Source organism: Streptomyces sp. NPDC102270 (assembly GCF_044766405.1).
In the GTDB taxonomy this organism is placed as follows: Bacteria; Actinomycetota; Actinomycetes; order Streptomycetales; family Streptomycetaceae; genus Streptomyces.
Window position 1 is genome coordinate 320,454 of sequence record NZ_JBIWLX010000009.1, and the last position, 24,306, is coordinate 344,759.

Genomic DNA, 24,306 nt, shown 5'->3' on the forward strand with positions numbered 1-24,306 from the left:
GTTCGGCATGGGTGCCCGTTCACGGACGTGGCCCATTAACCCGTGCGCAACCTCTTTCGCACAGAAGAGCGGCGTGGCATGCTCACCGCTCAACGCAGTTATGAACGTCGTTCACATCCATGAAAAGCACATGGGAAGGGCGAACGGACATGAGCAACGCGCACACGGGGCCCATGGTCCCATCGAATGTCATGGGCATGACGAGGCGAACGCTGCTGGGAGGCGCCGTCGCGGTGGCGGCGGGCGTCGTCACGGCGCCGACCGCCCATGCGGGCGAAGTACCGACACTGTGGCGGGAGTTCGCCCGCACCCCCTTCACTCATCCGCAGATCCCGTACGTCGGACGTGCGGGGTGTCATGGTGGGGCCACACATCTTCCGCATCGCAGAGTCGTAGCCGACGTACGGCACTTCGGCGCCGTGGCGGACGGCACGACCGACTCCGCTCCCGCGATCAACCGTGCCATCGCCGCCGCCGGAAGGGCCGGCGGTGGCACGGTCACCCTCCCGCCGGGCACGTTCCGCATCGACGACGTGATCCGCCTGGACCGCTCGAACGTGGTGCTCAGGGGCGCCGGCAGCGGTCGTACTACGTTGTACGCGACGAAGAACCTCACCGAGCTGATCGGGACCTACGGCTCCCGATACGGCGGGGACAAGTCGTCGTGGTCCTGGGCGGGCGGCCTCATCTGGCTGGCTCCCAGGGCCCGTTGGGAATCGCTCGTCGCCGCGATCAGGGCCAGGGCGTGGCCGTTCGAGGGCTGGACGGGCAACCGGCGCGACGAGTGGCGGACGCTCACCGAGCTCGCCCCGGCACGGCAGGGCTCCTGGACGGTGACGGCCGCCGACACCTCCTCACTGCGTCCCGGCGCCCTGGTCCTCCTCCGGCTCGCGGACGACGCGGACCACACCCTCCTTGAGCACATGTGCGGCGGCGGGCCCGGCCCCGAGGCCTACATCTGGGACGACAAGACGAAACTGACCTCGTACGTGCCCTACGAGTGGCCCGTCCGCATCACCCGCGTCCACGGCCGGAAGGTCACCCTGGAACGCCCGCTCCCGCTGGACCTGCGGCGCGAGTGGTCCCCACAACTGACCACGCATGTACCGGAGTTGAGCGGCTCGGGTGTCGAGGGCCTGACCCTGGAGGCGCCCGACGCCCCCCAGCAGCCACATCTGCTGGACAAGGGTCACAACGGTGTCGTGCTGCAGTGCGCGTACGACTGCTGGGTGGACGATGTGACGGTCCGTCATGTCGACAACGGATTCGGCCTGGTGGCCGCCTCCGCGTGCACATTGCGCCGGACGCGGGTGGCGGGCCGCGGCTCCCATCACCCCTACTTCTGCCGCGAGGGCTCGCACGACAACCTCGTCGAGGACTTCACGATCGAGGAGCGCACCAGCCCCGCGCCCGCGAACACCCAGCTCCACGGCATCAACGTCGAGGGACTGTCGTCGTACAACGTCTGGTCGCGCGGCGACATGCGGATGGGCACCTTCGACAGCCATCGCGGCCTGCCCTTCGCCAATGTCCGCACCGACATCACCCTGAACAACAACGGCCGCCACGGCGGTGACGCGAGCGCGGGCCCCCTCTTCGGCGCCCGGTTCACGCACTGGAACGTCCGCGTCACCAACGGCCGCGCGGGGCTGGTGAAGATCGACGGCCTGGCGCCGTACTCCGCGACCGTCGGCGTGGACGAGGTCAGGGAGTTCGACCAGATCGACGTCCCCGACTTCACGGGCGAGCTGCACACGCGCCTCGAGCTGTACGGCAGTCCGGGCGCGGTGCGGCCACGGAACCTGTACGACGCCCAGCGCCGGCTGGACGGAGTGGGCCGATGAGCGCGCGGTCGCGTCTGTGTGGCGCCCTTCTGACCGCCCTGTCCGCGCTCACCACCGGGCTCTGCGCACCGGCGGCGGCACACACCGCTCCCCCGCCGCACACCACGGTCCTGGACGGTGCCCGTCTGCAGCAGACGAAAGCCCGGCTCCATCGGGGTGATCCCCAACTGCGGCGGGCGGTGAAGGCGTTGACCGCCCGCGCCGACAAGTGGCTGGACCAGGGCCCCTGGACGGTCGTCGACAAGCCAAGGCCCGCCCCCGGCGGTGACGTGCACGACTACCTCAGCCAGGCCCCGTACTGGTGGCCGTCCCAGAGCCCCACCGCTGACAACCCATGGGGCTGCCCGTACGTCCAGCGTGACGGCGAGCGCAATCCCGAGGTCGGTTCCGGCACCGACCGTCAGGACGTCGAGAAGACCTTCGACTCCGCCTACGACCTCTCCCTCGCCTGGTACTACACCGGCGAGAGCCGGTACGCGCGCAAGGCCGGGCAGGTGCTGCGCACCTGGTTCCTCGCCCCGGCCACCCGGATGAACCCCAACCTGGATTACGCCCAGTTCATCCCCTGCAAGTACGACGGCCGGGCCATCGGCATCATCGACTTCTCGCAGTCGTACACCAGCGTCGTCGACGCGCTCGCCCTCCTGGACACCGGCGCCCCCGGCTGGAGCAGGAAGGATTCCACCGGCATGGCCCGGTGGAACACCGACTTCCTCGGCTGGCTCAAGGACAGCGACTTCGGCAAGCAGGAGGGGGCCGCCGCCAACAACCACGGCACCTTCTACGACCTGCTGCTCGCCGGCCTCGCCTACGCGACCGGCGACGAGGCACTGGCCCGCCGGACGGTCCTGGACGCCCGGAGCAGGCGCATCGCGCCGCAGATCGCGGCCGACGGCAGCCAGCCCCTGGAGCTGACCCGCACCCGCAGCTGGCACTACTCGACCTTCGATCTGGTCGCCTACACCCGGCTCGCGGCCATCGGACGGCAGGTCGGGGTCGATCTGTGGGCGTACCGGGGCCCGGACCGGCAGAGCCTGTTCAAAGCGGTGGACTATCTGCTGCCCGCCGCGACCGGAGCCGCCGACTGGCCCCATCCGGAGCTGGAGTTCCTGCGGTACGCGGCGACCGACGTCGTGCACGCGGCCGCGGACGCGGGTGACGTACGAGCGCGGAGGGCTGTTCCGTCGCTGGAGGCGCCGCCGGGCGGCGACCTGTGGGCGCTGCGTCCGGCGGCGGAACAACTGGACTCCATCGCGGGGTGAGGGCCGGCGTACCGTCGCAGCGGTCCAGAACGCATTGTATGGGCCGCCAACTGACCATTCAACCAACAATGGTTGACGCGCCGAGTGGAAATGCGCACAGGTAACCGAAGGCGTAGTTCGGAATGAAGGGGGTCATTGGCTGGCCGTGTTCCAGCCTCACGCACTCATTTTGACAGGAGGGAAACCTCGTGAGGGTAAAAGGTATATGTCGCGGGCCCTCTCGCTCCGCGCTCTGGCGGGCGCTCGCCATTCCGGCCGCAGCGGCCGTCGCGGTCCCCGCCCTGGCGACGGATGCCCAGACCGCCGAGCGTACGGTGACGGGGAACGTCAGCATGCGGATCATGGACTATGAGGACTTCGGACCGAACACCGTCTGCAACCGAGGGTTCTCGCTCACTCCACGCACCGTGACGAGCGGAACTGCCAAGGGAATCCACCTGGCGTCCCGGTGCGGCGGAGCGATAAGGGTCGAAGTTCACTACAGGCTTGCCATCGATCCGAATGGCGTCATCCGCGTGACCGAGGGCCTCGTCGAGTTTTACGAGGGGGCCAGCGAGGACACCAACGACTTGGACGGCGCCCAGGCTTTCGCCAATATGATCCTCTTTCCTGGAGCAAGTGCTTCCAGGAATATCCACGTACAGAATTGGAGTGAGGGGCAGCCCGACGACAAGGCCGACGTGACACTCACCCTGCGCAACTGACAGCCGCGCCGCCCCGCTGTCACCCGCTCTTGCGGCCGACTCCCGCGTACACCCAGTACTCCGACGGGTTCTCCGGGAGTTCCTCGCCCTCGTCCGGGCGCCACAGCGGAACATGGACCAGGCCCGGTTCCGTCAGGTCGAACCCGGTGAACAGGCCCCGGATCTCGTCGTAGGAGCGGGCGGTGACCGGTGAGGTGGCCCGGGAGCGGTACAGCTGGGTGACCGCGGCGGCCGTGTCGGGGCGGTCCTCGTTGGTGGCGTGGGACAGGGCCAGCCAGCTGCCCTCGGGCAGGGCGTCCCGGAAGGCGGCGACGATGCCGGCCGGATTCTCCTCGGGCGTGACGAAGTGCAGGATGGCGACCATGAGCACGGCGACCGGCTGACCGAAGTCGATCAACTCCCGTACCTGCGGCGAGGACAGGACGTCGGCCGGCCGCCGGATGTCGGCGTCGACGATGTCGGCGCGCGGGTTGCCGGAGAGCAGGGTGGTGCTGTGGGCGACGGCCACCGGGTCCTTGTCGACGTAGATCACCCGAGCCTCGGGGCTCGCCGCCTGGGCCACCTCGTGGACGTTGCCCTGCGTCGGGATCCCGGAGCCCAGGTCGATGAACTGGCGGACGCCGGCGTCGGTCAGGAAGCGCACGGCCCGCCCCAGGAAGGCTCGGTTGGCGCGGGCCAGCGCGCGCACCTGGGGGTCGATGGCCGTGACGGCCGCCACCGCCTCCCGGTCGATGGCGAAGTTGTGCTCTCCGCCCAGCAACGCGTCGTACATCCGGGCTACGCTCGCCTTGTCCGGATCGGTCCCTGGCGGCAGAGCATCCGTGTCGGTCACCAAAACGTCCTTTCCCACCAGGCCACTTGACGCTCCATCATATAGTTGCCCTGCGACGCCCGGCGATCGATCGTGCCGCCGGGTACCCGGACCCCCACCCGGAAAGGCACTACGACCCTGCGGAACGAACCGCACCGCCGCTCCGCCGACACCCCCACCGCCGTGCCCCAGCCCCGCCGTTCGGCCTTCTCTCCCGCGGCCGACGTCATCGGCTCGGAACTCGACCTGGGGCTGACCGGCAGCCATGTCGTGCACGCGCTCACGCCCGGCTTCTGCGACGCGGCGTCCCTGTATCTGCTGGAGCGGTGGCGGCGCGAGGAGACCACCTACGCCGGCGCGGACCCCGCGCAGATCGAGGCGCGCCGGCTGGCCCTGCGGGTGGGCACGGACGCGCCCGAGTCCTGGGACCGCACCCTGCCGGTCGGCGAGGTGCTCGTCTTCCCCCGGGAGACCCCGTACGCCCGCGCGCTGGTCGACGGGCACGCGCAGTTGCTCGACTCCTTCGACGCCCATACGGCCGAGCGGCTCGCGGCCTCCGCCGGTGAGGACGCGCGCATCGGCGAGCTGCTCAGGACGCGCTCCTTCCTCGTGGCGCCGCTGCGGCTGCGGGGCGGGGCGATCGGCTTCGTCGCCTGCTCGCGCGGGCCGGACCGGGGGCCGTTTTTGACCGCGGAGATCGCCGCCGTGGAGTCGCTGGCCGCGCGGGCCGCCGTCGCCCTGGACAACGCGCGCCGCTACGAGCACGAGCGCCGCACCGCCCTGGCCATCCGGGGCAGCCTGCTGCCGGGCACGATCCAGGAGGTCGAGGGCTGCCGGATCGCCCACGGCTCCCTGCCCGCCGGGCAGGGCTCGATCATCGGCGGTGACTGGTTCGACGTGTTGAAACGGCCGGGCGACCGGGTCAGCCTGATCGTCGGGGACGCCATGGGGCACGGCCCGGAGTCCGCCGTGGCGATGATCCAGCTGCGTACCGCCGTACGCACGCTGGCCGGCCTCGACATCCCCGCTGCCGATCTCATACGACGGCTCGACGCGCTCGCCAGCGACACCCCGGGCGCGTCCTTCGCGACCTGCATCTACGCCGAGTGGGACCCCCGGAACCGCACCTGCACCCTCGTGGGCGCCGGTCACCCTCCCCCGCTCCTGCGCGGACCGGACGGCCGGACCGCTCCGGTCCAACTGGTCGGCGCGGGCCTGCCGCTCGGCCTCGCCGCGGGCACCTACGAGCCGACCGTGCTGAGCATCGACGACCCCGCGCTGCTCGTCCTCTACAGCGACGGTCTGGTGGAGTCCCGGGACGCCGACATAGACCACGAGATCGCCCGCCTCGCCCAGGCGCTCGACGCGGCGGCCGTCGATCACGACCCGCTCCCCGCACTGTGCCGACGGCTGCTGCACGCCCCCTCCGATCCGGCCGGCGCGGACGACCGGACCCTGCTGCTCGCCGAACTCACTCCCGACAAGAGCTAGTTCAGGCCATCAGGTTCGCCCACACGGCGTTGCCGCCGGTGAGTCTGGACCGGTGCACCCCCCAGGTGTCCGCGAGTTCCTCCACCAGGAACAGTCCGCGCCCGCCCTCGTCGTCGAGGCCCGCACGACACCGGCGCAGAGTGGGGCCCGAGCGGTCGTGGTCGTGCACCTCCAGCCGGAGGATCCCGTCGGTGACCAGTCCGATGCCGCACAGGATGCGCGCGCTGAGGGTGTGACACACGGCGTTGGTGGCCAGTTCGGACAGGAGCAGCACCGCGTCCGAGCACAGCTCGCCCGGCAGACTCCAGGTCTTGAGCCGGGTGCCGACCGAGCGCCGGGCGACGCCGATGCTGGAACGGTGCGCGGGAAGTTCGATCCAGTGGGTTCGTTCCTGGTCCACGGCGTCCAACAGCTGACGGGACGAGGTCGTGTGGGGGGACACGGTGTTGGCCTTCCGTGGGGGCGGCGGCGCGGCCGGACGAGACGCATCGGGGGCAGGAGTGCCAACCTGCCGGGGGGGTGGGGGCGGTTGCCAGCACCGTGCGCGCGTTCGGCGGCACGGTTCACGCAAGTAACTATGCTCGCACCCAAGTTCAACCTGCAACCAGCTCCCTGATAATTTCAGAAAGCCGGTATCGAACTGGTGGCGTCAGCAAGTCGCTGTCAGACTCGGGCCGGTGACATCCCCTCAGGAGGTCAGGACGTGAGCGAAGGCCGTACGGGCTCGGCCGGCGCCAGTGCTCCCACCGTGCTGCGCATGATCCTGGGTCGGCGACTCCAGGAGCGGCGGCAGGGCGCGGGTGCCTCGCTGGAGGATGCCGCCAAGGCGCTCAGGGTGACGTCCCTGACCATCCGGCGCCTGGAGAAGGCGGAGGTCGCCCTCAAGCCGCTCTACGTGGAGAAGCTCCTCGAGACCTACGGGGCCGGCCGGCAGGAGATCGACGAGTTCGTCGCCCTCGCCGAGCGGGCCAACGCGCCCGGCTGGTGGCACACGTACCGGGACGTCCTGCCGACGTGGTTCAGCGCCTACGTCAGCCTGGAGGCCGGGGCCAGGACCCTGCGCACCTATGAGCCGCACTACGTCACGGGGCTGCTGCAGACCCACGCGTACGCGCGCGGGGTCCTGCGCGGCGGCTTCCCGGGCGAGCCCGACGAGGACCTCGGGCGGCGGGTGGATCTGCGGCTGCGCCGCCAGAGCCTGCTGGAGAGACCCGACGCGCCCACGCTGTGGGTGGTGATGGAAGAGGCCGTGCTGCACCGGATGGTCGGCGGCCCCGAGGTCATGCGGGAGCAGATCGAACGCATCCTGGAGATCTCGGAGCTGGAGCACGTCAGCGTCGACGTCGTGCCGTTCACCGCCGGTGCCCACGTGGGCGCGTGCGCCCCGTTCACCTACTTCCGCTTCGAGGAGCCGGAGTTGCCGGACATCGTCTACACCGAGGTCCTCTCCGGCGCGATGTACCTGGACCAGCGCTCGGACGTGTCGGCGCATCTGGAGGCGCACAACCGCATGTCCCTGCTGATCTCGGACGCGGACAGCAAGGCACTCCTGAACCGCATGCGCAAGGAGTACTCATGACCAGCACCGACTGTCACGTCTACAACGGGATGCCGGCCACCGAACTCGGCGAGCAGGGCTGGGAGTCCCCGTGGAGCGGTCCCAACGGCGGCCAGTGCGTGCAGACGAAACTCCTGGCCGACGGCCGGGTGGCGCTGCGGCAGTCCACCGATCCGGCCGGACCCGCGCTGATCTACACCCCGCAGGAGATCGCCGCGTTCGTCGCGGGCGTCAAGCGGGGCCTCGCCGACCATCTGACGGCCGGCTGAACAACGACCCGAGCCGGACCTGCCCCCGGCAGCGACCTGCCCGACACCCCCACGCACACCATTTGAAAGGGACAGGATGAGCAACTCCCACGCCGCGCGGGAGATCGACACCAGCCGGCCGCACTCCGCGCGGATGTACGACTACTACCTCGGCGGCAAGGACCACTTCGACATCGACAAGCAGGCGGCCGAGACCGTCGCGTCGGTCTACCCCGGCATCTTCACGTGCGCCCGGGAGAACCGCGCGTTCATGCACCGCGCCACCCGCGTGCTCGCGAAGGAGCACGGCATCCGTCAGTGGCTGGACATCGGCACCGGCATCCCCACCGAGCCGAACCTCCACCAGGTCGCCCAGTCGGTGGTGCCCGACGCCCGGGTGGTCTACGCCGACAACGACCCCCTGGTCCTCAAGTACGCCGAGCGCCTGATGCGCAACACGCCCGAGGGCCGCACGACGTACATCGAGGCCGACGTCAACAACCCGGACGCGCTCCTGAACGCGCCCGAGCTGGCCGAGGCGCTGGACACGAACCGGCCGGTGGCGCTGTCCCTCAACGCCCTCATGCACTTCCTCACCGACGCGCAGGACCCGTACGGCATCGTGAGCCGGCTGCTGGCCGAGCTTCCCTCGGGCAGCGCGCTGGCCCTGAGCCACTGCACGCCCGACTTCGATCCGGACACATGGCAGAAGGTCACGGACATCTACACGGGCGCGGGCACGCCGGTGCAGTTCCGCTCACGCGACGACGTGGCGCGCTTCTTCGAGGGCCTCGACCTGCTCGACCCGGGAGTCACGGTCGGTCACCGCTGGCGCCCGGACAAGGAGCCCACCGCCTCGGACGCCGAGGTCAGCCTGTGGACCGGGGTGGGCATCAAGCCGTGACGCGGGGTCGGCCGTGCGGGAGCCGGGTCGCACCCGCACGGCCGGACAGCCCGGGTGTCCCGGGCCGTGAGCGGCCGTCAGCGCACCAGCAGGTCGATCACGCCCGTCAGGTCCTCCTCCCCGCCGCCCTCGGCCAGCCGACGGCGCATCAACGCGAAGTAGGGACTGAGCAGTTCGGGGCTGACGCCCTGCTGTTCGGCGGTGCTCAGGAACGCCGGCGTGCCGGCCGCCTGCATGGCGAGGGTGGAGACGACACCTCGGGTGTAGTCCCCACTGCGCAGCTGGTCGGCGGTCCGGTGCACGGCCGGGGCCATCGCGACGAGCCAGTCGGCGAGCAGCGGGGCGAGCGACGCGGGGTCGATGTCCTCCTTGCGGATCAGGGCGAAGGCGTGGGCCGCTCCGGCGAACATCCCGTACATGGCGCTGAGCAGGGCCACGTCGTGCAGCGCCGCGAAGCCCGCGTCCCGGCCGACGTAGACGGTGCCGGCCGGGACCGCCAGGGTGTCCCGGTGCCGGTCGAACAGCTCCGGCGAGCCGCTGTAGAACACATAACCGCCGGACTCCGGGACACCGATCATCGGCGGGACGGCCATGATCCCGCCGTCCAGGTAGCGGGCACCGCGCTCGCGGGCCCAGTCGGCGCGTTCGCGGGCTTGGGCAGGGGTGCTGGTGGTCAGGTTGACCAGGTCCCGGCCGGCCAGGTCGGCACCGGCCAGCGCCTCCTGGACCGAGGCGTCGTCCAGCAGACAGACGACGACCAGGGCGCTTGCGGCGACCGCGTCGGCCGCGCTGTCGGCGACCTTCGCGCCCTCGGCGGCAAGTGGCCTGGCACGGGGCGCGGTTCGGTTCCAGACAGTGAGCGGATGGCCGGCCGCCAGCCAGGCACGGGCCAGCGCGGTACCCATCGCGCCGAGGCCCAGCAGGGTCACGGGGGTCTTCTCAACGGTGTTGTATGTCATGCCGTTCAGGCTGGGCACAGGCCGGTGGGCGATCAAGTACGCACTTCGGAGTGGGTGGTTACCCCGGGGTGAGCGAACACGTCGAAGGAGTGGGGCATGACGACGCTGAACCGGCCGGGCGCGCCGGACGGACACATCTGCGGGATCGACGCCGCCATGGAGGTGATCGGCGGCAAGTGGAAGGTGCTGATCCTCTGGGCGCTGCACGAACATCCCTGCCGCCGCTTCGGCGAACTGCGCCGGCTGCTTCCGGGCATCACCGAGAAGGTGCTCGCGTCCCACCTGCGGGAGCTGGAGACGGACGGTGTGGTGCGCCGCGTCTCCTACGACGAGGTGCCGCCCCGCGTCGAGTACTCACTGACCGTGGACGGTGAGCAACTCAACGACGCGCTCCAGCCGCTTGCCGCCTGGGGACGCGGGAGGACGGGCGTGCAGGGAGCGGAGTAGGCACAGGTAGCGGTGAAGCTGGCAAGATCCACTGTCATGAGCATCGAAGCGGGAGACCGGCCCGTCGCCCTGGTCACCGGGTCCACGTCGGGGATCGGCGAGGCCGTCGTACGGCGGCTCGCCGCGGACGGGACACGGGTCGTCGTGCACTCGCGGCGCAGCACGGAGGCCGGGCAGGCGCTGGCGGCGGAGCTCGGCGGGGCCTACGTCCAGGCGGATCTCGGCGTCGAGGAGGAGGCCCGCGGGCTGGTCGAGAAGGCGCTGGGCCACTTCGGGCGGCTGGACGTGCTGGTGAACAACGCGGGCATCAGTTGGCCGATCCCGCACGCCGACCTCGCCGCGGCCACCCCCGCGGACTGGCGGCACCTGCTGGAGGTCAACCTCATCGCGCCCTGGGTGCTGTGCACCGCGGCCCTTCCGGCGCTACGGCGGTCCCCCGGGGGCGGCAGCATCGTCAACATCACCAGCCACGCCGGCGTACGGCCCAAGGGTTCCTCGGTGCCGTACGCGGCGAGCAAGGCCGCGCTCAACCACGTGACCCGGCTGCTCGCCGCCGCGCTCGGGCCCGACGTACGGGTGAACGCGGTGGCGCCGGGCCTCGTGGACACGCCGATGACGAAGGACTGGGCACAGGCGCACGAGCTGTGGCGGGACCGTGCGCCGATGCACCGCCCGGCCCGACCCGCCGACGTGGCCGACCTGGTGGCGTCGGTGATCGCCAGCGGCTATCTGACCGGGGAGGTCATCGTGCTCGACGGCGGCCTGAACCTGACCTGAGCGCGGCGAACTCGGGCAGCGTCAGGGCCGAGTGGGCCGGTCGTGCGATCGCGGTGGGCATGGTCACGAGGCTGCGCAGCATCGTGTTGCATTGGTCCAGGGCCCGCGCCGTGGTGGGGAAGAGCCTGGCCGCACCGTTGTCGACCAGTGCCTGGTTCACGGCCACGAACCCGCGGACGCCGCGTTCGTAGGCGGCGAAGGCCGCAGTGTGGTCGTGGTGCCTCGCCAGGGCGTCGGCGAGCATGTAGGCACCGACCAGCGCGAGGCTCGAGCCCTGCCCGGTCAGGAACGAGGGCGCGTACGCGGCGTCGCCGACGAGTGCGACACGGCCGCTGGGCCAGTGGGGCATGCGGATCTGGCCGGCCGTGTCGAAGAACAGGTCGTCCGCGTCGCGCATGACATCGACGATGCCGGGGGACCTCCCATCCCGCACCCGCGAAGACCGTGGCGAACAGGTCCCGCTGGGCGGCGGGGTTGCGGAGGGCGTCGAACGGCGGTTGTGGCCGGTGGAAGTTCAGGAAGGCGTGCAGTTCGTCGTTGTCGCCGACGGCGTAGAGGGCCGCGGCTTTCCCCGGGGTGTTCCACAGCACGAGTTCGTGGGAGAGCTCGAGGGTGTTCGGCATGGTGGCCAGGCCGGCCAGCAGACCACCGGCCGAGACGACGGCCATCAGCCAGGCCAGTACCCGCTTGCCGCCGTAGCGGTCGCCGAGTTTGCCTGCCACGGGTGCGGCGACCGCGCCCGTGACGAGTAACGCGTTGCCGACCAGTGCTCCTTCGCCGGGGCTGACCCCCAACTCGCGTTGCAGAAGCGGCAGTGCGGGTTCCACCACTGACTGCAGGCTGCCGAGCGCGAGGGCCAGGAGGCCCAGCGCAGCGATCGCCGGCCTGCCGATGCGGACCGGGGGCACCACTTTTTCGACCACTTCGGACACAGGAATCCTCGTCATCCTTGGTTGCGGGCATGCGTGTGGGCATGCTTGATGAGCGCGCCGCGCTCTCGTGGGCGGGCGGTGAGCGAGTGGGGTACTACGACCTGCGGTCGGCGCCGCCGTCGGGGGTGGCCTGCACCAGGCCCGTCCGGTAGGCGATGACGACGAGTTGGGCCCGGTCGCGGGCGTCGAGTTTCGTCATGGCGCGCTGTACGTGGGCGCGGACCGTGAAGGGGCTGAGGAACATCCGCTCGGCGATCTCCTGGTTGGACAGGCCGGTCGCGACCAGGGCCACCATCTCGCGCTCGCGCGGGGTGAGCACGGCGAGCTGTTCGGGCCGGTGCGAGGGGACATCGTCCGGTGTGGCCAGGAATCGGGCGACCAGGGAACGGGTCGCGGCGGGGGACAGAAGGGTGTCGCCGTCGGCGATGGTCCGCACGGCGTCCAGCAGGTCCTCGGCCCCGATGCCCTTGCCGATGAAGCCGCCGGCCCCGGCGCGCAACGCCTGGGCGACGTACTCGTCGGTCTCGTACGTGGTGAGGATCAGGATGCGGCTGGCGCGCAGTTCGGGGTCCGCGCAGATCTGGGACGTGGCGGTGAGGCCGTCGACCTCGGGCATACGGATGTCCATGACGACAACGTCCGGGCGCAGCTCCCGGGTGAGTCTCACTGCCTCCCGGCCGTCGGCCGCCTCACCGACGACGGTGATGTCGTCGGCGGAGTCGAGAAGCATCCGGAAGGCACCGCGCAGCAGCGCCTGGTCGTCGGCGAGCAGAACTCGGAGAGTCACGGCGCGTCCCCCATCGCTCCGTCACCGGTCGCCGCGTCGGCCGTCCGCTCCTCGACGGCTGTCGCCCCGTCAGTTCCGCGCGCCGTGTCCTTGGCGGGCGGGAGGGGCAGCTGGGCGTGGACGAGGAAGCCGCCCTCCGGTCGCCGGCCCGCCGAGAGGTGTCCCCCGATCGCGGTGGCACGTTCACGCATCCCGATCAGACCGTAGCCGGGCGGCCGGTCCCCCGCCGCGGACGCGCTCGGTCCGGCGGAGGCCGTCGGTGCCGCATGGCCGCCCCCTCCGTCGTCGGCGACGGTGACGGTCACGCGATCGCGGTGCCAGGCGAGGCCCAACCGGGCGGTTCCGGTGCCGGCGTGCTTGGTCACGTTGGTCAGGGCCTCCTGGACGATGCGGTAGGCGGTGAGGTCCACTCCCGGCGGCAGTGGCCTGGCCGTGCCCTCGTGGCGCACCGACACCTCCAGGCCCGCGCGGCGGAAGGACTCCAGGAGCGTGGGCAGCCGGGACAGGCCGGGCGCCGGTTCGGGAGGCGCGGCCGCGTCCCCGGACTGACGCAGCAGACCGACTGTGGCCCGCAGGTCGTCGAGCGCGTCGCTGGTGGTCTCGACAAGCTCCTTGAGACTCCTGCGGGTCTGCTCCGGGCGCGTGTCGAAGAGGTGGGCGGCGACCGTGGCCTGCGCGTTGGCCAGGGTGATCTGATGGGCCACCAGGTCGTGCAGTTCGCGGGCGATGCGCACCCGCTCCTCGGCCACTCGGCGGCGGGCCTCGCTGTCCCGGCTCTGCTCGGCCCGCAGGGCCCGTTCCTCCATGGCCGCCAGGTAGGCCCGCCGGTTGTGCACCGAGTGCCCCAGTACGCCGGCCACCAGCGGGAACGCCGCCACCGCGCCCACCCTGCTCGCGTCCTTCCACGAGAGGGCCCCGAACAAGGGGGTGGAGGCGACGAGCAGCGCGACGGAGATGAGCGCCACCGCGCTCGCCGCGCGCCGTTCGGTGCGCGCGGTGAGCGAGTAGGAGTAGGCGGCGATCACGGCCGGGGCCGCGATGAGAGGGCTCAGCAGAAGACCGAGAAAGGGCGCCAGTACGCCGCTCGCGGTGGTGACCGCCATGGCGGCCAGGGGCGCCCGGTGCCGCACCGGAAGCACGGCACAGGACACCACGGCGATGACGTAGGCGGCGGCAGAGGGCGGTGACAGTGTGCTGCCGTCGTCCTGCACGACGCCGCCGAGCAGACAGAGCGCGAACGCCGTCGCCGTGATCGCTGCCTCCCGCCACCACGTGCCGCGTGATCGCGGGCCACCGCCACCCGTGTTCGTCATGGCCGGCTCAGTCCCGCCCGACGGGCAGTCGCCGCACCGCCGCGTCCGGCTCGCCCGCGGCGGCCGGGACCTGCCTGCTCAGTGCCTCGCCCTCGATGTCCACGTTCGGCAACACGCGGTTCAGAATACGGGGCAGCCACCAGGCCCGGTGGCCGAGCAGTGCCAGGACCGCGGGCGCGATCGCCATCCGGACCACGAAGGCGTCGAAGGCCACGGCGGCGGCCAGACCGACGCCCATCGTCTGGATGGTGGGGCTGTTCATCCCGATGAATCCGGCGAACACGCTGATCATGATGATGGCCGCCGCGGCCACCACCCGTCCGCTGTGCCGGAACCCGTTGACGATCGCCTCGCCGGGGGACGCGCCATGGGCGTAGGCCTCCCGCATGCGCGTGAGGAGGAAGACCTCGTAGTCCATGGCGAGGCCGAACACGATGCCGATGATGAGGATCGGCATCAGGGACATGACCGGTCCGGTCTGTTCGATGCCGATCAGGTCCGCCGCCCAGCCCCACTGGAAGACGGCGACGAGGACGCCGAAGGCGGCACCCACCGACAGCAGGAAGCCGAGCGCCGCCTTGACCGGGACCAGGACCGAACGGAAGACCACCATCAGCAGGAGCACCGCCAGGCCGATGACCACGCTCAGATAGGGGACGAGGGCGTCGGACATGGCCTCGGAGATGTCGATGTTCAGCGCGGTGGTTCCGGTCACCAGGATGCCGGCGCCCGTGTCGGCCTCGACGCCCGGGACCGCGTCCCGGATCGCGTGCACCAGGTCCTTGGTCGCGCCGCTGTTCGGCGCGGTCCGCGGGACGGCGGTGAGAACGGCCGTGTCCTTGGTCCGGTTGAGCACCGGATCGCCGACCGACGCGACCCCGTCCACCGCCCGTACGGTCTTGGCGACCAGATCCGTGGTGGCCCTGCTGTCCGCCGACCTGGACATGTCCACGACCACGGTCAGCGGGCCGTTGAAGCCTGGGCCGAAACCCTCCGACAGCAGGTCGTAGGCGCGCCGCTGGGTGGTCTGCACCGACTTGGACTCGTCTCCGGGCAGCCCGAGTTCGAGGCTCAGCGCGGGAAGGGCGACGGCGCCGAGACCGAGTCCGGCGATCATCAGCACGGCCACCGGCCGGCGCAGCACGAACCGCGCCCAGCGGGTGCCGAGCCCGGGCCGGCCGGCCGCGCCGAGCACCGGGTGCGAACGCTCGTCTGCCGGAGGGCTGGCCTTGCGGACGGCGCGGGACAGGACCCGCCGGCCGAAGAAGCCGAACAGCGCGGGGACCAGGGTCAGCGCGACGAGCACGGCGAGGGCCACGGCACCCGCGCCGCCCATGCCCATCCTGGTGAGCTCGGGGATTCCGACGACCCCGAGGCCGACCAGGGCGATGACGACGGTCGCCCCGGCGAAGACCACGGCTGATCCGGCCGTGCCCACCGCCCGGCCGGCGGCCTCCTCCGGCCCGCTGCCCCGGGCACGCTCGTCGCGGAAACGGGAGGTGATGAACAGCGCGTAGTCGATGCCGACCGCAAGGCCCAGCATCAACGCCAGGATGGCGACGGTGGACGTCAGGCCCAGCGGAACGGCCAGCGCGGAGACCAGGCCGAAGGCGATGGCCACGCCCACGAAGGCGGTCAGCAGCGACAGTCCGGCCGCCACCAGCGATCCGAGGGCGAGGACCAGCACCACCGCGGCCACCGCCACGCCGATCATCTCCGTCGTCCCGCCCAGCTCCTCTTCCGCGTCCAGGGCCGAGCCGCCGATCTCCGCGGTCAGCCCCGCGTCCCGGGCCCGGCTCGCGGCGTCCTCGAGGGCGCTCTTCGCCGACGCGGTCAGATCGACGGCGTCCGCGGTGTAGGTGATCGTCGAGTAGGCGATGGTGCCGTCCTCGCTGACGGCGCCGGTCGTGTAGGGGTCGGTGGTCGAGGCGACCTGCTCGCCCTGGTCCAGCGAGCCGAGCGCGTCCTCGACGGCCGCCTTGTTCTGCCTGGCCGTCACCCGCTGTCCGTCCGGAGCCCGGAACACCAGGCGGGCCTCGGCCCCTTGGGAATTGCTCTGCGGGAAGCGCTCGTCCAGCAGGTCGAACGCCTTCTGCGACTCGGTGCCGGGCATGGCGAGGTCCTCGTCCTCGCCGGCCGGGGCCAGGGCGGCGGCGGCGACGGCCAGCACCAGGACACTCAGCCACAGACCGCCCACGAGCCGGCGCCGCCGGAAGGCCCACCGTCCGATCCGGTAGAGAAAAGTAGCCACCTGTCGATCACTCCAGACGCCGCTAGGCAGGGGGAATGCGCGGAATTCGCGCACCTCCAACCCTTCCTTCCGGCGCCCCGCCGGACATCGTCCTCCGCAGCCGTCCTGCCCTGGTGCACCCGGACCAGCCAGTCACCTGTCCTGGTGCCTACGCACCAGACCCGCCGCCGGCGCCCACCGCGCCACTGACCCGGACTTCGGGCGCGGAACGTCGGCACACCGCCAAGTCGACACGCACCGCGCCCACTTCAGTCCGGCCCATCCGTCAGCATCCGCCACCCCGGCGCGTAGTTCCCGTGCAGCACCAGCGACGCCGCGCCCACCGCGCCCACCGTCTCGCCGATCACGCTCTGCTCGACGGCGACCGTCCGGATCGTACGGGCGACGGATGTGCGGTTGACGGCGGCCTCGACCTCCTCGCGGATGATCGGTTCGATGCCGCGCAGCGCCTCGCCGCCGAGGACGACCCGGCTGACGTCGAGGAGGCTGGCGGCGCCGCGCGCGGCCTCGCCGATACGGCGCGCGGCTCGCCGTACGACCTCGCAGGCGTCGGCGTCACCCGCGCGGGCGGCTCGGCGCAGGGCCTTCCAGTCGTGGTGCACGGAGTCGGGCGTACCGGTGAGGCCGATGCGCTCGGCGGCGGCAGAGCCGTACCGGCGCAGCAGGTCGTCGATGATCGCGGCCGGGCTGACGTAGGGGCCGAGGCAGTCCATGGCGCCGCAGTGGCAGACGCGGTCGCCGGGCTCCACGGCCATGTGGCCGAACTCGCCGGCGTTGCCCGAATCACCGTGCAGGACCGTGTTGTTGAGGACGATTCCGGCACCGACGCCGGTGCCGAGGTAGAGGAAGAGGAAGCTGCCGGCCCGCTCGGCGCCGCCGATCCAGCGCTCTCCGATGGCGGCGGCGGTGGCGTCGTTGTCGAGGGCGACGGGCAGACCGGTGGCGTCGGCGAACATGTCCGCGAGGGGGACGCGCCCCCAGCCGGGGAAGTTCGGCGGGGAGACCACGGCGCCGGTGATGCCGTCGAGGGGGCCGGGCGCGGCGATGCCCAGACCGAGCAGGCGCGTGCGGTCCACGGCGCTGCGGTCGAGGAGGCGCCCGGTGGTGCGGGCTATGCGGTCCACGACGTCGGCCGGGTCGCCCGGGTCGGTGAGCCGCAGTCGCCGGCTGCCGATCACCTCGCCGGCCAGGTCGACCACCACGATGACCGCGGCGTCGGGGTCGAGGTGGACGCCGACCGCGCAGGCCCCGTCGGCCCGGAGGGTCAGCAGGGTGCGGCGCTTGCCGCCGCTGGAGGGGGCCTGGCCGGACTCCGCCACGAGACCCGCGTCGAGGAGCTTGCGGACGACGTTGGAGACGGTCTGGTTGGTCAGCCCTGTGAGGGCGGCCAGCTCGACCCGGCTCACCTGACCCGTGGTGCGGATGGCGTCCAGGACGACGGCCTGGTTGTAGCCGCCGACCCGCGGCAGGTTCGTCCCGCTGAGCATCGTCACCTGTCGGTCACCTGATCCCTCGCCTGCGCCGCCCCGGCGCTCCCAGGGCGAAAGTTTACATACTGGAAGCATTGACTTCATCCATCAAATGGATTTAGCTGGCGCCCATCAAAATCCGGCCATCGAGGCCGATCAGCGCAGGGTGGCGCAGAGGCTGGAGCGTCGTCCGAGCTGGCCTCCAGGCTGAGAACTCGCGGCTTTCCCTCAGGTTTCGCGTTCCGGAGGAACCCACTGTGCGCTCAAGAATCGTCACTGCCGCGGCTTTCACCGCCGCCACCACCTTGGCCGTCACCGGCTGCGGTTCGGGCTCGTCAGGCAGCTCGGCCAAGTCCATCAAGGTCGTCTACTGGCAGAACCTGGACAGCACCAACAAGATCCAGGCCACCTTCCTCGCCTCGATGGTGAAGCAGTTCACCAAGGCCAACCCGGGCACCAAGGTCACCCTCGTGCCGGTGGTCGCCTCCGAGAACGACTACTACACCAAGCTCCAGCTCATGATGCGCTCCCCCGCGACCGCGCCCGACCTCGTCTACGAGGACACCGCGCTCATCAACTCCGACATCGCGGGCGGCTATCTCAAGCCCCTGGACTCCTACACCGCGAAGTGGTCCGACTGGTCGCAGTACGCCAAGGCCGCCAAGGCGGCGGTGACCGGAGCCTCCGACGGCAAGACCTACGCCGTGCCGGACGACACCGACACCCGCGGGATCTGGTACAACAAGCAGCTCCTCCAGAAGGCCGGGATCCCGGTGCCCTGGCAGCCGAAGACCTGGGCCGACGTGCTCGCCGCCGCCAGGAAGATCAAGGCGAAGCTGCCCGGCGTGACCCCGCTGAACCTCTACACCGGCCAGGCGGGCGGTGAGGCCTCCTCCATGCAGGGCTTCGAGATGCTGCTGTACGGCACCCCGGCCGGCGACAAGTCGCTCTACGACGCCTCGCAGAAGAAGTGGGTGGTGGGCAGCCAGGGCTTCAAGGACGCGCTCGATTTCGTCCACACCCTCTACAGCCAGGACCTCGGCCCGTCCAAGCAGCAGGCGCTGGGCGCCAACTTCGGTACCACCGTGGGCACCGAGCTCATCCCCGAGGGCAAGCTGGCGATCGACATCGACGGCTCCTGGATGCCCAACAACTGGAGTTCGGCGGCGGCCAAGCCGTGGACGAAGTGGCAGTCGGTGATGGGCACCGCGGCGATGCCCACGCAGAACGGCCAGGCGCCGGGCCGTACGAGCATGTCGGGCGGCTGGGCCTGGTCGATCCCGGCGAAGGCCAAGAACCCGGACCTGGCCTGGAAGTTCCTGTCCACCACGCTCCAGACGAAGACCAACGCCGCGCAGTGGAACGTGACGAACGCGAACATCGCGGTGCGCACCGACGTCGCGTCGGACCCGGCGTACCTGAACTCGGTGCCGACCAACAAGTTCTTCACCGAGCTGGTGGCCGACACCCACTACCGGCCCGGACTGCCCGAGTACAACCAGGTCTCGACCGCGATCCAGAAGGCGATGGAGTCCGTGACGACCGGTCAAAACTCCGTCGACAAGGCCGCGTCGACCTTCGATAACGATGTCAAGGCGGCGGTGGGCGACGACAAGGCCGCGGAGGGTACTTCGTGACCACCCTCGCTCCGGCGCCTCACGGGACCGGCGGTCACCCCCGCCGGTCCCGCGGGGCGGCCGCCCCCGCCGTCCGCTCGCTGCTGCGCGGCCTGCCGACGGTCCCGGCCGTGGTCCTGCTGGCGGTGTTCCTGGCCGGTCCGATCGCGTACTGCGTCTACTACGCGTTCACCGACATGCAGCTCACCGGGGCCGCCGGTACCGACTTCGTCGGCGTCGACAACTTCACCCGGGCGTTCAAGGACGCGGACTTCCTCAACGCGATGTGGCTGACCCTGCTGTTCGTGGTCGGCTCCGCGGTCATCGGGCAGAACACGCTCGGGCTCGCGCTGGCCGTCCTGATGCAGAAGGCCACCCAGCCGGTACGGGCCCTGGTGAACGGCGTGGTGATCGCCGCCTGGGTGCTGCCCGAGGTGGTCGCCGGCTATCTGATGTACGCCTTCTTCTACGACGAGGGCTCGCTCAACTCGCTTCTGGACGCCGTGCATCTGCCGGACCAGAACTGGCTCTACACGATGCCGATCCTCGCGGTGTGCCTGGCCAACGTGTGGCGCGGCACCGCCTTCTCGCTGATGGTCTTCACCGCCGCCATCAACGACGTACCGCAGGAGTTGGTGGAGGCCGCCGAGATGGACGGCGCGGGCCCCTGGCAGCGGCTGTGGCGGGTCGTCCTGCCGGTCATCAGACCGTCGATCCTGACGAACCTGATGCTGATCACGCTTCAGACGCTCTCCGTCTTCGGGCTGATCTACACCATGACCCGCGGCGGACCCGGCAACAAGAGCGAGACCCTGCCGATCTTCATGTACCAACAGGCCTTCCAGAACAGCCTGATCGGCTACGGCACCGCCATCGCCCTGGTCCTGCTGGTGGTCGGCGCCCTGTTCTCCGTCGTGTACATCCGGCTGCTGAAACTGGAGGACGACTGATGGCCGCCGTCGCCACCCCGCCCACCAGGACCGTGAACAAGGTGCCCGTCGCACCGAGCCACCCACGCGGGCGCCTCGTGCGGCCCGGTCGCCTCGCGGTCAACCTCGTCCTGCTCGCCGTATCGGTGCTGTACGTCCTGCCGCTGCTGTGGATGGTGCTCGCCTCGGTGAGCGACACCAACTCCTTCCGGCTGAAGTGGCCTTCGGCGTTGACGCTGGACAACTTCGACGCGGTCCTCAATGTCGACACGACCTACCGTCCGATGCTCAACAGCCTGCTGCTGTGCGGCTTCGGCACGGCGGTGACCGTGGTGGCGTCGGTCCTGTGCGCCTACCCGCTCTCCCGCTACCGGTCCCGGGCGCGGCGGCCGTTCCTCTACACGATCCTGTTCTCCACCGGGCTGCCCATCACCGCTGTGATGATCCCGGTGTACAGCATGTTCGTGCAGGTCGACCTGATCGACTCGATGCCGGGTACGACCCTGTTCCTGGCCGCGTCCGCGCTGCCGTTCGGGATCTGGCTGATGAAGAATTTCATGGACGGCGTCCCGATCGTCCTGGAGGAGGCCGCCCGCATCGACGGCGCGAACACCATGCAGGTGCTGTGGCGGGTGGTGCTGCCGCTGATGCGGCCGGGTGTCGTCGTGGTCACCATCTTCACGTTCATCGGCATGTGGGGGAACTTCTTCGTCCCGTTCATCCTGCTGCTGTCCCCGGAGAAACTCCCCGCGTCCGTCAGCGTGTTCACCTTCCTTTCAGCCCACGACCAGACCCAGTACGGGCAGTTGTCGGCGTTCTCCCTCCTCTACTCCCTGCCCGTCGTGATGCTCTACCTGCTGCTGGCTCGCAAGGTCGGCGGCGGCTTCGCGCTCGGCGGCGCGCTCAAGGGCTGACTCCCCCACCTGTACGGAGAAGTGATGCACAACGACCGTGACCTCACCGAACAGCGGCTCGCCCGAGTGCTCGACGAGCGGATTCGGCCCGCCGTCCATGCCCGGTCCGTCCCCCTGGAGGTGCAGGTGTGGAGCGTCGCCGGTGAGCCGGTGCCGGTGGGCGAGGGCCTCGCGGCCCCGTTCCGGCCGACCCGGGTCGGCGAGTGGTGGGGGCCGGCCTGGTCGACGAGCTGGTTCAAGGTCAGCGGCACGATTCCGGCGGACTGGGCCGGTGAGACGGTCGAGGCCGTGCTGGACCTCGGGTTCGCCACCCACTCCGCGGGCTTCTCCGCCGAGGGGCTGGTCTACCGCCCTGACGGCACCGCGGTGAAGGCGCTCAACCCGCGCAACATCTGGCATCCGGTGGCCGAACGGGCCGTGGGCGGCGAGGAGTTCGTCGCCTACGTCGAGGCCGCCGCCAATCCGGTCGTCATGCACAGCGCCCCCGGCGAGCTCACCTTCGGACCCACCTCGGTGGGCGGCCGGGCGCCGTGGCTGGGCGACCCGTCCGCCGACCCCGGTGAACCCCTCTACCGGCTACGGCGTCTGGACCTCGCCGTGTTCGACCGGCAGGTCCACGAACTCGTCCAGGATCTTGAGGTGTTGGGGCAGCTGATGCCGGAGCTGTCCCCCGACTCCCCGCGCCGCTGGCAGATCCTGCGGGCGGTCGAGCGCGCCCTGGACGCCATCGATCTGCAGGACGTCAGCGGCAGCGCGGCCGCGGCCCGGGCCGCTCTCGCCCCCGTACTGGCGTCACCCGCGCACGCGAGCGCGCACCGCGTCTCGGCGGTCGGACACGCGCACATCGACACCGCGTGGCTGTGGCCGCTGCGCGAGACCGTGCGCAAGGTGGCCCGGACGGTCTCCAACGTCACCCACCTCATGGACGATCACCCGCAGTTCAGGTTCGTCATGTCCCAGGCGCAGCAGCTCGCCTGGCTGAAGGAGCACCGGCCCGAGGTGTACGCGCGGGCCCAGGAGAAGGCGAAGACCGGGCAGTTCCTGCCGGCCGGCAGCCTGTGGGTGGAGCCGGACACCAACATCAGCGGCGGCGAGGCCCTGGTGCGCCAGTTCGTCCACGGGAAGCGGTTCTTCCTGGAGGAGTTCGGCGTCGAGACCGAGGAGATGTGGCTGCCGGACACCTTCGGCTACAACGCGGCCCTGCCACAGCTGATGAAGCTGGCCGGGGTGAAGTGGTTCCTGACCCAGAAGATCTCCTGGAACACCACCAACAAGTTCCCGCACCACACCTTCTGGTGGGAGGGCATCGACGGCACCCGGATCTTCAGCCACTTCCCGCCCGTCGACAGCTACAACGGCGAGCTTTCCGGTGCCGAAGTCGCCCACAGCGTAAGGAATTTCCAGGACAAGGCGGGTGCAAACCACTCGCTGATCCCGTTCGGTTACGGTGACGGCGGCGGCGGTCCGACCCGCGAGATGCTGGCGCGGGCCGACCGGCTCCGGGACCTGGAGGGCTCGGCGCGTATCGAGCTGGAGGGGCCCGCGGACTTCTTCCGTCGCGCGCACGACGAGTACGAGGCGAACGGCGGCGCGCCGGTGTGGTCCGGGGAGCTCTACCTGGAGTTCCACCGGGGCACCCTGACCAGCCAGCTCGCCACCAAGCAGGGCAACCGGCGCGGCGAACACCTGCTGCGCGAGGCGGAGTTGTGGGCGGCGACCGCGGCCGTACGGCACGGGTCGCCGTATCCGTACGAGGCGCTGGACCGGCTGTGGAAGACGGTGCTGCTGCACCAGTTCCACGACATCCTGCCCGGGACGTCGATCGCCTGGGTGCACCGGGAGGCGGAGGAGACGTACGCGGCCGTGGCCCGTGAATTGGAGGAGCTGATCGGTGCGGCCCAGGGGTCGCTGGCCGGGGATCCTGGAGGCACGGTCGTCTTCAACTCCGCGCCGCACGCCCGGGGCGGCCTCGCGGCGTTCGGCGCGGGCCCGCGCTCGGGGCCCGTCGACGCGCCGGCGACGCCGGTGCCGGACGGGGACGGGTTCGTCCTCGACAACGGTCTGGTCCGGGTCGTTCTGGACGCCCGCGGTCTGATCACCTCCGCCTACGACCACACCGCCGGCCGGGAGGCGCTGGCTCCCGGCGCGGTCGGCAACCTGCTCCAGTTGCACCAGGACTTCCCCAACCAGTGGGACGCCTGGGACGTCGACGCCTTCTACCGCAACACCGTGCGCGACCTCACCGACGCCGAGTCCGTCACGGCGACCGCCGACGGAGTCCGGGTGGTCCGGGTCTTCGGGGCGTCCAGGATCGAGCAGACCCTGATGCTGCCGGCCGGGTCACGCGGTCCGGTGATCGACACGGTCGTCGACTGGCACGAGCGGGAGAAGTTCCTCAAGGCGGCCTTCCCCCTGGACGTGCGGGCCGCGCACTCGACGGCCGAGATCCCTTTCGGTCACGTCGAGCGGCCCACCCACACCAACACCAGCTGGGACGCGGCCAAGTTCGAGACGTGCGCCCACCGTTTCGTGCACGTCGGCGAGCCCGACTGGGGAGCCGCCCTGGTCAACGACTCCTCCTACGGCCACGACGTCACCCGTGACGTGCGCCCCGACGGCGGTACGACCACCACGGTGCGCCTCTCCCTGCTGCGCGCCGCCCGCTTCCCCGACCCGGACCAGGACCAGGGCACCCACCGGCTCGGTTACGCCCTGGTGATCGGCGCCGATGTCAGCGACGCGCGGCGCGAGGGGTACCGCTTCAACCTGCCCGAGCGGGTGGTGCCGGGCAGTGCGACGGTCGCCCCGCTGGTGTCGGTGGACCACGAGGGCGTGGTCGTGGAGGCGGTCAAGCTCGCCGACGACCGCAGCGGGGACGTCGTCGTACGGCTCTACGAGTCCCGCGGTGCGCGGGCCGCGGCCACCCTCACCACCGGCTTCCCGCTGGCCTCGTCCCTGGTGACCGACCTCCTGGAGCGCCCCTTGGACGACCCCTCGAGCCACCAACCGCTGGAGGACGGTGTCCGGTTGACGCTGCGGCCGTTCCAGATCCTCACGCTGCGGTTGCGGCCCGCGTCGGACGGCTGAGGG

Annotated in this window: 20 protein-coding genes and 1 pseudogene; 13 read left to right on the top strand and 8 right to left on the bottom strand. The window is 70.8% G+C overall.

Annotation, left to right across the window (positions count from 1 at the left end; genetic code table 11):
• The first annotated feature begins 191 nt into the window (after positions 1–191).
• The 3 genes from ACIRP7_RS21085 (at position 192) to ACIRP7_RS21095 (ending at position 3,810) form a co-directional block, all read left to right on the top strand.
• Positions 192–1,844 carry a glycosyl hydrolase family 28-related protein gene (locus ACIRP7_RS21085; protein WP_403661781.1) on the top strand — a complete coding sequence of 551 codons (1,653 nt, stop codon included), beginning with the start codon at positions 192–194 and terminating at the stop codon, positions 1,842–1,844.
• On the top strand, positions 1,841–3,106 hold the full coding sequence (locus ACIRP7_RS21090; protein ID WP_403661490.1) for an alginate lyase family protein: 1,266 nt from the start codon (positions 1,841–1,843) through the stop codon (positions 3,104–3,106). The genes ACIRP7_RS21085 and ACIRP7_RS21090 overlap by 4 nt, the downstream gene beginning before the upstream one ends.
• Before the next feature lie 341 nt (positions 3,107–3,447).
• Positions 3,448–3,810 (top strand): hypothetical protein, encoded by a 363-nt coding sequence (locus tag ACIRP7_RS21095; protein WP_403661493.1) that lies wholly within the window; start codon positions 3,448–3,450, stop codon positions 3,808–3,810.
• A 19-nt stretch (positions 3,811–3,829) separates the two neighbouring features.
• Here the strand turns inward: ACIRP7_RS21095 and ACIRP7_RS21100 are convergent, their stop codons facing one another.
• Entirely contained in the window at positions 3,830–4,642 is an 813-nt protein-coding gene (locus ACIRP7_RS21100; RefSeq protein WP_403661495.1) for an SAM-dependent methyltransferase, read from the bottom strand.
• 162 nt (positions 4,643–4,804) lie between these two features.
• On the opposite strand from ACIRP7_RS21100, the gene ACIRP7_RS21105 reads away from it, so the two are divergent.
• Complete coding sequence (locus tag ACIRP7_RS21105; protein WP_403661498.1) at positions 4,805–6,112, top strand: PP2C family protein-serine/threonine phosphatase; 1,308 nt, start codon at positions 4,805–4,807, stop codon at positions 6,110–6,112.
• 1 nt (position 6,113) lies between these two features.
• On the opposite strand, the gene ACIRP7_RS21110 is transcribed toward ACIRP7_RS21105, so the two are convergent.
• Positions 6,114–6,554 carry an ATP-binding protein gene (locus tag ACIRP7_RS21110; protein ID WP_403661502.1) on the bottom strand — a complete coding sequence of 147 codons (441 nt, stop codon included), beginning with the start codon at positions 6,552–6,554 and terminating at the stop codon, positions 6,114–6,116.
• A 261-nt stretch (positions 6,555–6,815) separates the two neighbouring features.
• Here ACIRP7_RS21110 and ACIRP7_RS21115 point away from each other — a divergent pair, with 261 nt between their 5' ends.
• From ACIRP7_RS21115 to ACIRP7_RS21125, 3 genes are all read left to right on the top strand, one after another.
• Positions 6,816–7,691 (top strand): helix-turn-helix domain-containing protein, encoded by an 876-nt coding sequence (locus tag ACIRP7_RS21115; protein WP_403661505.1) that lies wholly within the window; start codon positions 6,816–6,818, stop codon positions 7,689–7,691.
• Positions 7,688–7,939, top strand: coding sequence for a DUF397 domain-containing protein (locus tag ACIRP7_RS21120; protein WP_037708986.1), 252 nt, complete (start codon positions 7,688–7,690; stop codon positions 7,937–7,939). Before ACIRP7_RS21115 ends, ACIRP7_RS21120 begins: the two co-directional genes overlap by 4 nt.
• A 76-nt stretch (positions 7,940–8,015) precedes the next feature.
• Entirely contained in the window at positions 8,016–8,822 is an 807-nt protein-coding gene (locus ACIRP7_RS21125; protein WP_403661508.1) for an SAM-dependent methyltransferase, read from the top strand.
• 77 nt (positions 8,823–8,899) lie between these two features.
• Here ACIRP7_RS21125 and ACIRP7_RS21130 read toward each other — a convergent pair whose 3' ends face one another.
• The gene (locus tag ACIRP7_RS21130; protein WP_403661511.1) at positions 8,900–9,781 is read right to left on the bottom strand and encodes an NAD(P)-dependent oxidoreductase; all 882 of its coding nucleotides are present in this window, start codon (positions 9,779–9,781) and stop codon (positions 8,900–8,902) included.
• A gap of 96 nt (positions 9,782–9,877) precedes the next feature.
• Between ACIRP7_RS21130 and ACIRP7_RS21135 the strand changes: the two genes are divergently transcribed.
• Both ACIRP7_RS21135 and ACIRP7_RS21140 read left to right on the top strand, forming a co-directional pair.
• Complete coding sequence (locus tag ACIRP7_RS21135) at positions 9,878–10,228, top strand: winged helix-turn-helix transcriptional regulator (RefSeq protein WP_403661514.1); 351 nt, start codon at positions 9,878–9,880, stop codon at positions 10,226–10,228.
• Positions 10,229–10,264: 36 nt separating this feature from the next.
• Positions 10,265–11,005, top strand: a complete 741-nt coding sequence (locus tag ACIRP7_RS21140; protein WP_403661517.1) for an SDR family NAD(P)-dependent oxidoreductase — start codon at positions 10,265–10,267, stop codon at positions 11,003–11,005.
• Here the strand turns inward: ACIRP7_RS21140 and ACIRP7_RS21145 are convergent.
• The 5 genes and pseudogenes from ACIRP7_RS21145 to ACIRP7_RS21165 form a co-directional block, all read right to left on the bottom strand.
• A pseudogene (locus ACIRP7_RS21145) lies at positions 10,971–11,952 on the bottom strand (MFS transporter). The gene ACIRP7_RS21140 and the pseudogene ACIRP7_RS21145 sit on opposite strands and share 35 nt — an antisense overlap.
• A gap of 79 nt (positions 11,953–12,031) precedes the next feature.
• Positions 12,032–12,724: a response regulator gene (locus ACIRP7_RS21150; RefSeq protein ID WP_403661520.1), complete on the bottom strand. Its 693-nt coding sequence runs from the start codon at positions 12,722–12,724 to the stop codon at positions 12,032–12,034.
• Positions 12,721–14,037, bottom strand: coding sequence for a sensor histidine kinase (locus ACIRP7_RS21155; RefSeq protein ID WP_403661523.1), 1,317 nt, complete (start codon positions 14,035–14,037; stop codon positions 12,721–12,723). Before ACIRP7_RS21155 ends, ACIRP7_RS21150 begins: the two co-directional genes overlap by 4 nt.
• 7 nt (positions 14,038–14,044) lie before the next feature.
• Positions 14,045–16,288, bottom strand: a complete 2,244-nt coding sequence (locus ACIRP7_RS21160; protein ID WP_403661526.1) for an MMPL family transporter — start codon at positions 16,286–16,288, stop codon at positions 14,045–14,047.
• 248 nt (positions 16,289–16,536) lie between these two features.
• Complete coding sequence (locus tag ACIRP7_RS21165; RefSeq protein ID WP_403661784.1) at positions 16,537–17,775, bottom strand: ROK family protein; 1,239 nt, start codon at positions 17,773–17,775, stop codon at positions 16,537–16,539.
• Positions 17,776–18,014: 239 nt separating this feature from the next.
• On the opposite strand from ACIRP7_RS21165, the gene ACIRP7_RS21170 reads away from it, so the two are divergent.
• Genes ACIRP7_RS21170 through ACIRP7_RS21185 form a run of 4 tightly spaced genes read left to right on the top strand, consistent with a single transcriptional unit; the run spans position 18,015 to position 24,303 of the window.
• Entirely contained in the window at positions 18,015–19,394 is a 1,380-nt protein-coding gene (locus ACIRP7_RS21170) for an extracellular solute-binding protein (protein ID WP_403661529.1), read from the top strand.
• Positions 19,391–20,323: a carbohydrate ABC transporter permease gene (locus ACIRP7_RS21175; RefSeq protein WP_403661532.1), complete on the top strand. Its 933-nt coding sequence runs from the start codon at positions 19,391–19,393 to the stop codon at positions 20,321–20,323. The genes ACIRP7_RS21170 and ACIRP7_RS21175 overlap by 4 nt, the downstream gene beginning before the upstream one ends.
• A complete protein-coding gene (locus ACIRP7_RS21180; protein ID WP_403661535.1) occupies positions 20,323–21,216 on the top strand; it encodes a carbohydrate ABC transporter permease in 894 nt (297 codons plus the stop codon). The genes ACIRP7_RS21175 and ACIRP7_RS21180 overlap by 1 nt, the downstream gene beginning before the upstream one ends.
• 24 nt (positions 21,217–21,240) lie before the next feature.
• The gene (locus ACIRP7_RS21185; protein ID WP_403661537.1) at positions 21,241–24,303 is read left to right on the top strand and encodes an alpha-mannosidase; all 3,063 of its coding nucleotides are present in this window, start codon (positions 21,241–21,243) and stop codon (positions 24,301–24,303) included.
• Positions 24,304–24,306 lie beyond the last annotated feature (3 nt).